General features: G+C 34.4%; 13 protein-coding genes. All 13 read left to right on the top strand.

The features are described from left to right. The first annotated feature begins 25 nt into the window (after positions 1-25). The 13 genes from AC4MC0_RS17190 (at position 26) to AC4MC0_RS17130 (ending at position 14,011) form a co-directional block, all read left to right on the top strand. Positions 26-1,195 carry a DegT/DnrJ/EryC1/StrS family aminotransferase gene (locus AC4MC0_RS17190; protein WP_279731516.1) on the top strand — a complete coding sequence of 390 codons (1,170 nt, stop codon included), beginning with the start codon at positions 26-28 and terminating at the stop codon, positions 1,193-1,195. Between the two features lie 61 nt (positions 1,196-1,256). Beyond that, positions 1,257-3,122 carry a polysaccharide biosynthesis protein gene (locus AC4MC0_RS17185; protein ID WP_279731517.1) on the top strand — a complete coding sequence of 622 codons (1,866 nt, stop codon included), beginning with the start codon at positions 1,257-1,259 and terminating at the stop codon, positions 3,120-3,122. Positions 3,123-3,303: 181 nt separating this feature from the next. After that, on the top strand, positions 3,304-4,386 hold the full coding sequence (gene rfbB / locus AC4MC0_RS17180) for a dTDP-glucose 4,6-dehydratase (protein ID WP_279731518.1): 1,083 nt from the start codon (positions 3,304-3,306) through the stop codon (positions 4,384-4,386). A 13-nt stretch (positions 4,387-4,399) separates the two neighbouring features. After that, positions 4,400-5,308 carry a dTDP-4-dehydrorhamnose reductase gene (rfbD, locus tag AC4MC0_RS17175; protein WP_279731519.1) on the top strand — a complete coding sequence of 303 codons (909 nt, stop codon included), beginning with the start codon at positions 4,400-4,402 and terminating at the stop codon, positions 5,306-5,308. Continuing rightward, positions 5,305-6,195 carry a glucose-1-phosphate thymidylyltransferase RfbA gene (rfbA, locus tag AC4MC0_RS17170; RefSeq protein WP_279731520.1) on the top strand — a complete coding sequence of 297 codons (891 nt, stop codon included), beginning with the start codon at positions 5,305-5,307 and terminating at the stop codon, positions 6,193-6,195. Before rfbD ends, rfbA begins: the two co-directional genes overlap by 4 nt. A gap of 43 nt (positions 6,196-6,238) precedes the next feature. Next, complete coding sequence (gene rfbC / locus AC4MC0_RS17165; protein ID WP_279731521.1) at positions 6,239-6,805, top strand: dTDP-4-dehydrorhamnose 3,5-epimerase; 567 nt, start codon at positions 6,239-6,241, stop codon at positions 6,803-6,805. A 90-nt stretch (positions 6,806-6,895) separates the two neighbouring features. Continuing rightward, positions 6,896-8,134 (top strand): flippase, encoded by a 1,239-nt coding sequence (locus AC4MC0_RS17160; RefSeq protein ID WP_491887171.1) that lies wholly within the window; start codon positions 6,896-6,898, stop codon positions 8,132-8,134. Further along, positions 8,131-9,264, top strand: a complete 1,134-nt coding sequence (gene wecB / locus AC4MC0_RS17155) for a non-hydrolyzing UDP-N-acetylglucosamine 2-epimerase (protein ID WP_279731523.1) — start codon at positions 8,131-8,133, stop codon at positions 9,262-9,264. The genes AC4MC0_RS17160 and wecB overlap by 4 nt, the downstream gene beginning before the upstream one ends. 20 nt (positions 9,265-9,284) lie before the next feature. Beyond that, a complete protein-coding gene (locus AC4MC0_RS17150; RefSeq protein ID WP_279731524.1) occupies positions 9,285-10,337 on the top strand; it encodes a glycosyltransferase in 1,053 nt (350 codons plus the stop codon). 110 nt (positions 10,338-10,447) lie between these two features. Continuing rightward, the gene (locus AC4MC0_RS17145; RefSeq protein ID WP_279731525.1) at positions 10,448-11,509 is read left to right on the top strand and encodes an EpsG family protein; all 1,062 of its coding nucleotides are present in this window, start codon (positions 10,448-10,450) and stop codon (positions 11,507-11,509) included. A gap of 10 nt (positions 11,510-11,519) precedes the next feature. Further along, entirely contained in the window at positions 11,520-12,425 is a 906-nt protein-coding gene (locus AC4MC0_RS17140; RefSeq protein ID WP_279731526.1) for a glycosyltransferase family 2 protein, read from the top strand. Beyond that, positions 12,425-13,237 carry a glycosyltransferase gene (locus tag AC4MC0_RS17135; RefSeq protein WP_279731528.1) on the top strand — a complete coding sequence of 271 codons (813 nt, stop codon included), beginning with the start codon at positions 12,425-12,427 and terminating at the stop codon, positions 13,235-13,237. Before AC4MC0_RS17140 ends, AC4MC0_RS17135 begins: the two co-directional genes overlap by 1 nt. 9 nt (positions 13,238-13,246) lie before the next feature. Then, positions 13,247-14,011 (top strand): glycosyltransferase, encoded by a 765-nt coding sequence (locus AC4MC0_RS17130; protein WP_491887170.1) that lies wholly within the window; start codon positions 13,247-13,249, stop codon positions 14,009-14,011. Positions 14,012-14,085 lie beyond the last annotated feature (74 nt).

Below are 14,085 nucleotides of genomic sequence, written 5' to 3'. Positions count from 1 at the left end.
CGATTTTGAGACTAGGAAAAACTCCATGTTAAACAGTGCATTTGAGCCTTGGCCGAGCTTCACTCAAGCAGAAGCCGATGCGGTATCAAAAGTCCTTTTATCCAATAAAGTGAATTATTGGACTGGTCAAGAATGCCGTGAATTTGAAAAGGAATTTGCACAGTTTGCAGGAACCAAGCATGCAGTTGCCGTGGCCAATGGTACAGTTGCGCTGGATGTAGCACTCAAAGCCTTAGGTATTGGCGCAGGCGATGATGTGATTGTTACCTCACGTACGTTTTTAGCTTCGGCAAGCTCGATTGTGACTGCAGGTGCCAATCCTATTTTTGCCGATGTAGAGCTGGATTCACAGAATATTTCTCGCCGTACCATTGAAGCAGTGATAACACCGAATACCAAAGCGATTATCTGTGTGCATTTGGCAGGCTGGATGTGTGATATGGATCCGATCATGCAGTTGGCTGAGGAAAAAGGCATTTTTGTGATTGAGGATTGTGCCCAAGCGCATGGTGCAATGTACAAAGGAAAATCAGCTGGTTCCATCGGTCATATAGGCGCATGGTCTTTCTGCCAAGACAAAATCATGACCACGGGCGGTGAAGGCGGTATCGTCACTACCAATGACGAAAGTCTGTGGAAAAAAATGTGGTCGTATAAAGATCACGGCAAAAATTATGACAGCGTTTACAACACTCAGCATCCGCCGGGATTCCGCTGGCTGCATGACTCATTTGGCACCAACTGGCGAATGATGGAAATGCAGGCGGTGATTGGCCGTTTACAGCTCAAAAAAATGCCAGAATGGACTGCAAAACGTAATGCCAATATGGCGCGTATCCAAGCGGTGTTTGAAAATAGTCCGTATTTTACTGTAGCAAAACCATCTGTTGAATATGTGCATGCAGCCTATAAATGCTATGTTCAAGTCAATGTCGATGCATTACCCAACGGCTGGTCGCGTGATCGAATCATGGCAGAAATCAATGCATTGAATGTGCCTTGTTTTAGCGGCTCGTGTTCAGAAGTGTATTTAGAAAAAGCATTTGATGGTACACCTTGGCGTCCTGCGCAGTCTTTACCGTACGCTAAACAGCTCGGTGCAACAAGCTTAATGTTCCTTGTACATCCAACATTGTCTGAGCACAGCCTGCAAAAAACCGTGGATGCGATCCAAGCAGTGATCGCAAAAATCTAAACCTGAAAAGAGCATATAATATTCGCTCTCATCCGCTTTATTGACCCCATTTGAGCATCTTGTGAAAGACATTATCCGTTCTATAGCATCATTACCGCGTCGCCAAAAACAAATCGTTTTGGTGCTGATGGATATCTGTGTTTTACCGTTAATGATGTGGCTGGCTTATGCCATACGTTTGGCACGTCTCAATGTACAGGTCATGCAAGGTTTAGATGCTTGGTACATGTATGTCGGTGTGGTAGGCATTCTGATTTTTGCCTTGCTCGGTATTTATCGTGCAATTGTGCGTTCATTTAATGAAGACTATTTACTGCGGATTTTAATCGGAACATTTATCCAAATCGTGGCCTTATACACGATTAAAAAACTGAATGTCGCTTTTATTCCCATGAGTATTCCGCTCATGTATGGCTTTATGCTGTTTTCATACATGTGGTGGAGCCGTGCCGTCATTCGCTACGCTACTCTTAAAACTTTTGCCAAAAAGCAAAGCCGTAAACGTGTGGCAATTTATGGCGCAGGGCTGGCAGGACAACAAATTGCAGCAGCTTTAAACCGCTCAGATGATTATTTGCCCGTATGTTTTATTGACGATAAGCGCTCCTTACAAGGTCAGTCACTGAGTGGTTTAAAAATTTATTCACCCAAAAAAGCGCAAGCAAAACTTGGAAAATTTGGCATTGAAGAAGTATTACTTGCCATGCCTTCCGTTGGTCGTGCACGGAAAAAAGAGATTATTGAGTCTTTTGATACGGCAGATGTCAAAATTATGGAACTGCCAGGGGTAACCCAACTGGTCGATGGTAAGGTTAAAGTTTCAGATATCCGTGAAGTGGATATTATCGACCTATTGGGGCGTGATCCTGTACCGCCGAAACCTGAACTGTTAGAAAAAAATATTAAAAATAAAGTGGTCATGGTGACAGGGGCGGGCGGTTCGATTGGTTCTGAGTTATGCCGTCAGATCGTGAAGCATCAGCCGAAAATGCTGGTGCTGTTTGAAATGTCTGAATTTGCTTTGTATTCAATCGACCGTGAATTGCAGGCTTCTGATATACAAATTATTCCAGTGCTAGGTTCTGTCACCAATCAGCAAAAATTAGAACGTATTATTCAAGAGTACAAAGTGCAAACGGTTTACCATGCAGCAGCTTATAAGCATGTGCCCTTGGTTGAGGCCAACCCGTTTGAAGGGATCTATAATACTTCAATTGGTACGGCCCGTAGTGTTGATGCCGCTGTGGCTCAAGGGGTAGAAACCTTTGTCTTGATTTCTACGGACAAAGCTGTACGTCCAACCAATGTCATGGGTGCATCGAAACGGATGGCCGAATTGTATTGTCAAGGTTTAGCTGCCACAAAACCGCAAACACAAATCAGTATAGTTCGTTTTGGTAATGTATTAGGTTCATCAGGTTCTGTCGTTCCTTTGTTTAAAAAACAGATTGAAAAAGGTGGACCTGTTACAGTAACGCATTCTGAGGTGACTCGTTATTTTATGACCATTCCTGAGGCTGCGCAGTTGGTGATTCAGGCGGGGGCAATGGGAACAGGCGGAGATGTTTTTCTACTGGATATGGGTGAACCCGTTAAAATTGTTGATTTGGCTAAACAGATGATTCGTCTAAGTGGGTTTAAACCTATAGATGAAAAAGGCTTAGGGGATATTGCACTTCAGTTTACAGGATTGCGTCCAGGTGAAAAACTATATGAAGAGCTACTCATCGAATCTGAAAATGTTAGCAAAACTGACCATGAACGAATTTTAAAATCGTATGAGCATTTTTATTTTTTTGATCAAATTAACAGCGTATTTATGCAGTTATCTGATTTATCTGAACAAGGAGATAATCAGGCAAAAATTAAAAATATCTTACAAACCTATGTAGAGGGTTACAAAACCAAAGATTTGCACAAGAATTGATATATTTTATTGATGTTCATTTGATAAAGCCTAACGTGTTCAATTAAACTATTTATACAATTCATTCACATATTTTGAATAAAATACTGAAATAGTTTTAGAATAAAGAAACATCTTATTTATCTATAGATAACCTAAAATTATTTTGCTATCAATCAATTTAAATTAAGAGCAGGAAAATATGAAATTATTGGTAACAGGCGGTGCTGGTTTTATTGGTTCAGCAGTCGTTCGCCATATTATTCAAAATACACCCCATCAGGTACTCAATGTCGATAAACTCACCTATGCAGGTAATTTAGAATCGTTGGCATTGGTTGAAAATAATGAGCGTTATCAATTTTCCCAAACTGATATTTGTGATCGCATTGCATTAGATCAATTATTTGAAATTTTTCAACCAGATGCTGTGATGCATTTGGCTGCTGAATCGCATGTTGACCGCTCAATTACAGGCCCTGCTGCATTTGTTGAAACCAATATTATTGGAACATACCAGTTGTTGGAGGCTGCTCGTCATTATTGGAACGGTTTAAGCGAAGATAAAAAGCAAGCATTTCGTTTCCACCACATTTCAACGGATGAGGTTTATGGTGACTTAGAAGGTACAGATGACTTGTTCCTTGAGACAACACCGTATGCTCCAAGTTCACCATATTCAGCAAGTAAGGCTAGTTCAGATCATTTGGTTCGTGCATGGCACCGAACCTATGGTTTACCTGTCGTTTTAACCAATTGCTCAAACAACTATGGCCCTTATCATTTCCCAGAAAAGCTGATTCCATTAATTATTTTGAATGCCCTCAATGGCAAAGCATTACCTGTATATGGTAATGGGCATCAAATTCGTGATTGGCTATTTGTAGAAGACCATGCACGTGCTTTATATAAAGTGGTTACTGAGGCTGCTGTTGGTGAAACTTATAATATTGGTGGTCATAACGAACAAAAGAATATTGATGTTGTTAAAGCCATTTGCACATTGTTAGAAGAACTTGCACCAAATAAACCAAATGGTGTGGTTTGTTATGAAGACTTGATTACTTATGTGACAGATCGCCCTGGTCACGATTTACGCTATGCAATTGATGCAAGCAAAATTCAAAAAGACCTTGGTTGGGTGCCTGAAGAAAGTTTTGAAACGGGTTTAAGAAAAACCGTTGAGTGGTATTTGAATAACCAAGCGTGGGTTCAACATATCCAAAGTGGCGAATATCAAAATTGGATCAATCAACAGTATCAGGTTGCAGAAGAAACAAATTAAGTTGCGTAATACTATGAAAATACTGTTGTTAGGAAAAAATGGCCAAGTGGGGTGGGAATTACAGCGTGCACTCCAACCACTTGGAGAGGTGATTGCTTTAGATCGTCAAACAAGCCCTGAGGGTTGGTGTGGTGATGTTGCAAACTTTGCAGAAATCTCAAAAGCCTTTGAACAAATTCGCCCAGATATTGTTGTGAATGCAAGCGCTTATACCGCTGTAGATAAGGCTGAATCTGATGCTGAACAGGCACATCTTATCAATGCTTTAGCGGTTAAGCACTTGGCTGAGGAATGTCAAAAGCATAGTGCATTGTTGATTCATTATTCAACAGACTATGTGTTTGATGGCACAGGTGTTTTGGCATGGAAAGAGGATGACCAAACTGCCCCAGTTAATTTATATGGTCAAACTAAACGAGACGGTGAACTTGCTTTAGAGCAAAGCGGAGTTTCATTTCTAAATTTCCGTACCTGTTGGGTCTATGCGGCGCGAGGAAATAATTTCATTAAGACCATGCTCAAATTGGCGCAAATGAAAGAAGAGCTGAATATCATCCAAGATCAAGTTGGTGTACCTACAGGGGCAGCACTGATTGCAGATGTCACGGCTCAAGCTATTCGCTATTATACTTTACAGTCCGATGATCAAAGAATACTGCTGCACGGTCATTACCATTTAGCGACTACAGGTGAAACAACATGGTATGATTATGCACAATTTGTGTTTGAGCAGGCACGTGAACATAATCAACCACTGATCTTAAAACAAGTGAATCCCATAGAAACACAAGCTTACCCAACACCAGCAAAGCGCCCTTTAAATTCACGTTTAAATACAGATAAGTTACAACAAAATTTTAAATTACACCTGCCACATTGGCAGCAAGGTGTAGCACAAGTATTAGAGGAACTTCTTCCATGAGTCAAATAAAACGCAAAGGCATTATTCTTGCGGGTGGGTCAGGTACACGTTTGTATCCAATTACTATGGGAACGTCAAAACAGTTACTCCCAATTTATGATAAGCCTATGATTTATTATCCTTTGTCAGTTCTAATGCTGGCAGGGATTAATGAAGTTTTGATTATTTCGACACCAGAAGATTTACCTAATTTTGAAAAACTTTTAGGTACAGGTGATGAGCTTGGAATTAAACTTTCTTATAAAGTCCAACCATCACCAGATGGTCTTGCTCAAGCCTTTATTTTAGGGGAAGAGTTTATTGGTGAGGATAATGTTTGTCTGATTTTGGGCGACAACATTTTCTATGGTCAACACTTTAGTGAGCAACTCAAACGTGCTGCGTCACAAGTTAGTGGTGCAACAGTCTTTGGTTATTATGTAAATGATCCTGAACGTTTTGGTGTGGTTGACTTTGATGCGGAAGGAAAGGCACTTAGTATTGAAGAAAAGCCTGAACAACCAAAATCAAACTACGCGGTAACGGGTTTATATTTCTATGACAACAAAGTCGTTGAAATTGCTAAAAATATTCAGCCATCGCACCGTGGTGAGTTGGAAATTACGGATGTAAATAACCTTTATTTACAGCAAAATGAGTTGAATGTTGAAGTGCTTGGCCGTGGTTTTGCGTGGTTAGACACAGGTACGCATGACTCATTGCTCGAAGCAAGTCAGTTTGTACAAACGATTGAACACCGTCAGGGTTTGAAAGTGGCGAGTTTGGAAGAAATTTCTTTCAACAATGGATGGATCAATGCTGATCAGCTCAAAGCGCGTGGTGAGTTCTTTAAAAAGACGGGCTATGGTCAGTACTTGCTTAAATTGCTTAAAGAGCATCAAGCATAAGCATTGCTAGAAAAAAAAGACTAGATAAAACTGAGTGATACGAATGAATATTATTGAAACAAAAATTAATGGCCTACTCATACTTGAACCACGCGTGTTTGGTGATGATCGTGGTTGGTTTATGGAAAGCTTTAACCAAAAAAACTTTGAACAAGCTTTAACAGAGCGCGGTCTTGAGGTTCCAAATTTTGTTCAGGATAATCATTCGTACTCTCAAAAAGGTGTACTGAGAGGGTTGCATTATCAACTGAATCCACATGCTCAGGGCAAATTGGTACGTGTAGTACAAGGCCGTGCTTGGGATGTGGCTGTCGATATTCGCCAAGGTTCTCCTACATTTGGTCAATGGGTTGGTGTAGAGCTTACTGGTGAAAACCATAAGCAGTTCTGGATTCCAGCAGGTTTTGCACACGGTTTTGTGGCTCTTGAGGATAATACGCAGTTTTTATACAAAACGACAAATTATTATTCTAAAGAATGTGAAAGAAGCATTGTTTGGGATGATGCCGATATTGCAATTGAGTGGCCAATAGGTGATATTGCTGAAGTATTAGTAAGTGATAAAGATAAAGTGGCCTCTCAACTTAATGAAGCCAAATTATTTAAATGATTAATCTACTTCATTTACCAATTGTACTTATGCAATTTGAAATGAAGTGTTGGAAGAGTTGCGAAGTTGTTAGCTAAATTCAAAAGTGTAGTGAATGATGAAGAAAAAAGAAGATTTCTAGGGAACTTCTTTTCTTTAGCGACTTTGCAAGGTCTCAATTACATATTACCTTTGTTGACGTTGCCTTATCTAGTTCGTATTTTAGGTGCTGAAAAATTTGGCGCATTAGCATTTGCAACAGCAATTATTGGTTATTTTATTGTTCTTACTGACTATGGTTTTAATTTTACCGCCACAAGAGAAGTATCTTTAAATCGAGACAATACTGAGAAGTTAAATGAAATTTTTAACTCTGTAATGATAATAAAGTTTATACTTTTTATACTTTCTTTCTTTATTCTCACCTTTTTAATTTATTTCTTCGATAAGTTTAGTGTAGACCCTTGGTTATATTATTTAACCTTGGGTATAGTGTTGGGTCAAGTTCTATTTCCTGTATGGTTTTTTCAGGGTGTGGAGCAAATGAAATACATCACTATAATCAATATAGTCTCTAAAGTTTTTTTTACAATTTCTATATTTTTAATGGTTAAACATAGCTCTGATTATTTGCTAGTTCCTTTGTTGACATCATTAGGTGGAATATTTGCAGGAATATATTCTTTATATTTGATTAGAAAGAATTTTAAAATTAAATTTACACTTCAAAAAATAAAAAATGTTATGAGTTATTTGAAAGGTGGCTCGAATTTATTTTTGACTTCTGCATTAAGTAATCTACTTATATCATCAGGAACGATTATTTTAGCATTTGTATCAAATAACACTATTGTTGGTTATTATTCCGCAGTAGAAAAGTTATTCAGAGCGATTGTTGGGTTGTTTACCCCGATTACACAAGCACTTTACCCGATAAGTTGTCGTAAAGTAAATCATAGAGAAAGTGCAAAGTCCTATATAAAAAAACTTATGATAGTAATTGGATCTATGGCGCTTGCAGTTGGAATCGTTGTAGCACTTTTATCAGAATATATTATTACATTGGTTTATGGGGTAGGATTCCAAATATATAGTTATATTCTTGCAATTATGATGATTTGGCTTTTTTTTGGTGTCATTAACAATATTATCGGCATACAATATTTGTCTGCTATGAGACAAGACAAATTTTATACTTCATCTTTTATTGTTGCTGGTTTAGTGACTGTACTGTTGAATTTTATTTTGATTCCTCATTTCCTGATCAATGGAATATTGGTTTCAATGATATTTGGTGAAATACTTTTAACTTTGTGCATGTTAGGGCTCATTTTTAGGTTCAAATTATGAAAAAAATACTCATTGTTTTTGGTACGCGTCCAGAAGCGATTAAAATGGCTCCATTAGTTAAAGAGTTTAAAAAAGACTTAACTAATTTTGAAACAAGAGTATGTGTAACAGCTCAGCATAGACAAATGTTGGATCAAGTTCTCGAAATTTTTGATATTGAACCTGAATATGATTTGAATATCATGAAACCCGGTCAGGATCTCTATGATATAACAGCAAATGTACTGCAAGGGATGAAATCTGTGTTAGCAGAATTTAGTCCAGACATTGTGTTAGTACATGGTGATACAACAACAACTCTATCAACAAGTTTGGCTGCGTTTTACGCTAAAGCACAAGTAGGCCACATTGAAGCTGGTCTACGTACAAATGATCTTTATTCCCCTTGGCCTGAAGAAGGAAATCGTCAACTTACAGGTGTTTTGGCAAGTTATCATTTTGCCCCGACATTAATTAGCCAAGAAAATTTACTTAAAGAAGGGAAAGATACCGATAGTATTTTTGTGACAGGTAATACTGTCATTGATGCTTTAAAGTATGTATTGAAACGAATTGACAGTAATACTGAAATCAAAAATAAAATTATAGAAAATCTTAATCGTCAGTATAAACTTGAAGAAAATAAGAAAATTATATTGGTTACAGGGCATCGTAGAGAAAATTTTGGGGAGGGGTTTATTAATATTTGTGAGGGGTTGAAGCAGATAGCGCAAACAAATCCTGAAATAGATATTGTTTATCCAGTGCATTTAAACCCAAATGTACAGGAACCTGTAAAAAAAATCTTATCAAATACTCCAAACATTTATCTTATAGATCCTTTACAGTATGAAGAATTCATATATCTAATGAATCAATCATATTTTATCATTACTGATAGTGGTGGTATTCAAGAAGAAGCACCATCACTAGGTAAACCTGTATTGGTGATGCGCGATACGACTGAACGTCCTGAAGCAGTGGCTGCTGGAACAGTAAAACTAGTGGGTTGTGATAAGACTGTACTATTTGAAGAAGCACAGAAGTTAATACACGATAAAAATGTGTATGACAAAATGTCAAAAGCCCATAACCCATATGGGGATGGTTTTGCTTGTTCAAAAATTGTAGAAATTCTTTCGAAGTCATAAAGTTCTGATGGAGTAAATTGGTGATATTGTTTTTAAGTAAATACCCACAAACTGAATCGGAATTCAGAGATGGCTTTTTTCAAAGAGTTGAAAATATAGATCAATTCTATTCAGATGATGTACGTGTATATTTGACTACAAGTTTTTTTAAGAATTGGAAAAAAAAAGTAGTACAAGATGGTTTGAGAGCTCAAATATCGTGTAATGTTTTTTTTCATTTTTTTTCGATTTTAAAATTATTTAAACAGGCTTCATTGGTTTATATACAATCAATTTATAATGCTCTAAATTTGATTTTATTTATCTTTTTTATAAATAAGTTCTATGTATTGGATTTGCATGGTGTTGTCCCTGAAGAACTCGAAATGCAGGGCAAAAAAAAGTATGCATCAATTTTTAGTACAATAGAAAAAATTCTATTTAAGCGAGTTAATGTTTGTATTTCTGTCACTAATAGAATGTCAAACCATTATAAGTTGAAGTATCCAAAAACTAAGGCTGTATTTATTACTTATGCAATTTTACCAAGTCATCTTAAGCCTTATATTATAGATACGATGAACCAGAAAGATGATGTTTTAGAAGTTATCTATAGTGGTAATACTCAAATTTGGCAGAATGTTGATTTGATGCTTAAAGCAATAAAGAATAATCTGTCAGAAAAAATTAATTTTACAATTCTTACAGGTGAACCCGAAGTATTTAAAAAAATGTTACAAAAGTATGAAATTAATCTAGAACAAATCACTATCAAGTCAGTTAAACCTGAAGAATTAGAAGAATATTACAAAAAAAGTCATTATGGATTTGTACTTAGAGATGATATTTTAGTTAATCAGGTAGCATGTCCAACTAAAATAGTTGAATATCTAAATTATGGTATAATACCAATCGTTTTATCTGAGAAGATAGGAGATTTTAAAGAATATGGTTATGAATATATTTTTATAAATCAATTGGATGGTGGTATTTATCTAGGAAAGAGTAGGAAAAATATTGATGTAATAAGACATATATTTGAATCAAATAGATATAATTTAAAGCAAAAAATTAATGAAAATAGAATGAATTAATGTTAACTCAGATGATGTGATATTTTTATCATATTGTTAATACAATGTATCTCATAATTAATCAGGAGAGATGATTACTTTGTGAGTAGAAATTAAATGTAGGGTAATTCGTGTATTATATAGCATTTTTCGTTTTTAGCTTAAATATTTTAATTTATCTTCTTGAAATGGAATTTAAATTGAATAATAGAGCCGTTAACTTTATATTTATTATTCTATTTACTTTATTAGCTTCCTTTGTGTCATATAATATTTATGATTTAAGTAGAGATGTTGTTGCATATGAGTATTGGATGAAGGTTATATCTAATACTCATATTTCTGTGATGTTGTTTGAAAAAGATCCTTTATTTCAAATCATAGTATATTTAATTCAATTTTTTAATAATAGTATCTTTTTTATATATTTCATTTTTGTCTTTTTAATTTTATCGTTTAAATACAAATTCAGTGAATTAATTTTAAATAGATATAATGCCTTAATTCTCTTTTGGTTAATATTTGCTCAAACTTTCACTCTCTACGAAGTTACACAGATTAGAGCGGGTTTAGCGATTTCATTAGCATCGTATGCTATTATTTCTTATTTTTCAGATTCAAATAGAAATAAATTTTCAATATTATTGTTGTTTTTATCTTGTTTTATTCATGCCTCACTTACAGTTTTAGTTATATTTTTTGTTGTAGCTAATCTTTTGAGAAATATAATTTTAAATCGTGTTTTTGTTATTATAACTTTGTTTTCAAGTCTAATATTTGGGTTTATTTTTAAAACATATTTACAAAATTATATTAATCTAAAGTTTTCTGATAATGATAGATTTGAGGATTATTTAAATAAGAATGCTGATGATTTATCATTATTCTCAGTTTTTCTTTTGATGAAAATTTTAATGATATTTTTAAATACGGTTTTTTGGCGTGAATTAAACCAATCAAAAAAACTTTTTGTTTTGTTAAGTGCAATTGGTTGTTCTTTACAAATAATGTTTAACTTTAATGCTGTATTGGGACTGAGATTTTCCGAGGTTTTTATTCTATTCTCTTTAGCAACATTTATTTTCCCGTTAGAGTATAAGTCTTGGGATAAAGGTATGAAGTCTTTGTATTTTTTATTACTTATTGTTTTAAGTTTTATGTTTTTTTACAGTTCCAATAAAATTTTACTTTAAAGGTATTTGAATGAATTCGGCAATCATTGTTTTATTTAACCCAGACTTAGTGCATTTGAATGGCTTGATTAATAGTTTATTAAATCAAGTCGATAATGTTATTTTAGTTGATAATACTCCTGTAAAAAATCAACAATATGATTTTTTAAACAAAGATCAACTCAACAAGAAAATAATTTATGTAGATCTAAATGGTAACTTAGGTATTGCTAAAGCACATAATGCTGGAATCTCTAAAGCATTAGAATTAGGTTCTGAATATCTCGTTATTTTTGATCAAGACTCAACAGTTGATCAAGACTTCGTAAGCTCGTTAATTGCGACTGACCATGAAATCCGTAAAAGTGATATTCAAGTTGCAGCTGTAGGACCTGCATATATTGATACAAAAACCAATATCAAGGCCCCTATTATTCAATTTAATGGATTAAAAGTTAATAGAATTTACCCAAATGAAGATGAGCAATTTACTATAGCTGATTATATTATTTCATCAGGCACACTAATCAGAACAGATGTTTTTAAAACTGTGGGTTTAATGATGGAAGACTTATTCATAGATTATGTAGATTTGGAGTGGGGACTCAGAGCCAAAAAATTAGGTTATCATTGCTTTGTTGCAAATAAGGTGATCATGAAACACTCTATCGGTGATGAGTCTATAAAAGTTCCTTTTTCAAAAAAATATGTCAATATACATTCAGATTTTAGAAAATACTTTATTATTAGAAACGCTTTTTATCTAATTTTCTATTCAAATTTACAGTGGAATTGGAGAGTTGTACAAATTCCGAAAACTTTCATGTATTTTTTCTTTCTATTTTTATTTGTTTCACCAAGAATAAATAATTTAAAAATTTTCTTGTTGGCACTTAAAGATGCTTTAAGCAAAAAGATGGGTAAAGGTAGCATGTGATGTCCAATAGTATTTCGATAATAGCTTCTTTAGTTCTGTATAAGCATGATTATACTGAACTTAAGGAAACATTAGATAGCCTGCTTGCAATCAACGCTATAAAAAAAATAATACTTGTCGATAACGATTCGAGTGATTGGGCGATAGATTATGCTAAACATAATGATCGAATCGAATACATAAAATCTACTAGAAATCTTGGTTTTGGGTACGGTCATAATCAGGCAATTAAACTATATGCCAAAAAATGTGATTATTTTCTTATTTGTAATCCAGATATTGTATTTGACATAACTCAATTTAATAATTTTTTTGAGTTCGTATTGACTCGTGAAGAAGGTCTTTTTTTACCAAAAATTGTATATGAGAATGGAGAAAATCAATATGGTGCAAGACTTCTACCTTCACCTTTAAATCTTTTCTCTAGACGCTTTTCTCCTCGTTTAGCAGCTAAACTAGATGAGTCCTATCTTTTAAAAAGATTTGAGATTACCAAAGATATTTTTGTTCCTTATTTATCTGGATGTTTCATGTTATTTAATTCTGATAAACTGTTAGCTTTAGATGGTTTTGATGAACGTTTTTTTATGTACATGGAAGACATCGATATATCGAGACGCTGTGCAGAAAAATTTGGAGCAATTTATTATCCGCTTGCAAAAGTTATTCATAAACACGAACAAGGTTCATATAAGAATCCTGCATTATTAAAAGCTCATCTAAAAAGCGCTTTTGATTATTTCAATAAGTGGGGGTGGGTTTATGATAGGGGTAGATCATCATTGAACAAAAAATGTTTAAATCAATTTTAATTTGAGTGCATGGATATGATACGTAAAAAAATTTCTTTCGTTATTTTAACTTGGAAAAGAAGTAAGATGCTAAAGATCTGTCTAGAGGAACTTATTAACTCTATTCATGATAAAAGCAATTCTGAAATTATAATTTTTGATAATGCTTCAAATGATGATACAGAGTCTGTAATTTTAGAATTTATTGAAAAATATAAAAATATTATTGATATCCAATTTCATATTTCAAAGGAAAATTTAAGACTAAAAGCCTATAAGCAACTCTTTAAAATGGCTACGGGTGACATCGTGGTTGAAGTTGATGATGATGTACTTGCTTATCCAAGTCATATAGATGAAATCTTTATAAAGTATTTTAATACTTTTAAAAAGTTTGGTTTTTTGGCACTGGATGTCATACAAAATGAACATACAAATGGGGCAAAACCTGATTTAAGCTATTATAATGAAGTTGCAATTGATAATTTAATAGTTCAAAAAGGTCCTACAGGCGGGTGGTGCGCAGGTTTTAGAGCGCGTGATTTTAGAAAAATCTCTTGGATATTTAACTTATTACCTCTGAGCATGAAGTTGGGTGAAGATGGTGCTTTACAAAATTTATTCAGATTAATTGGAAAAAAATCAGGTATCATAAAAGACCAAAAATGTTTTCACGCTGCAGGCCCATTCTATTCTAAACAATTTAAACAATTGGAAAGAGATATTGAAAAATATAAAGTTTCTGGTTTGACTCAATTTGTTGATGAATATGGAAAAGTTAAGAATGAAAACTGAAATGTGAAAACCACCCTAAGTTTTAATTTTATTAGCCCAATGACGTTATATATTTATCTTATTTTTGTACCAAG

This window comes from Acinetobacter sp. CAU_H_S139_7, assembly GCF_058599305.1.
Note: the sequence above shows the minus strand (reverse complement) of the source record. Positions and strands in the feature narration are given on the sequence as shown.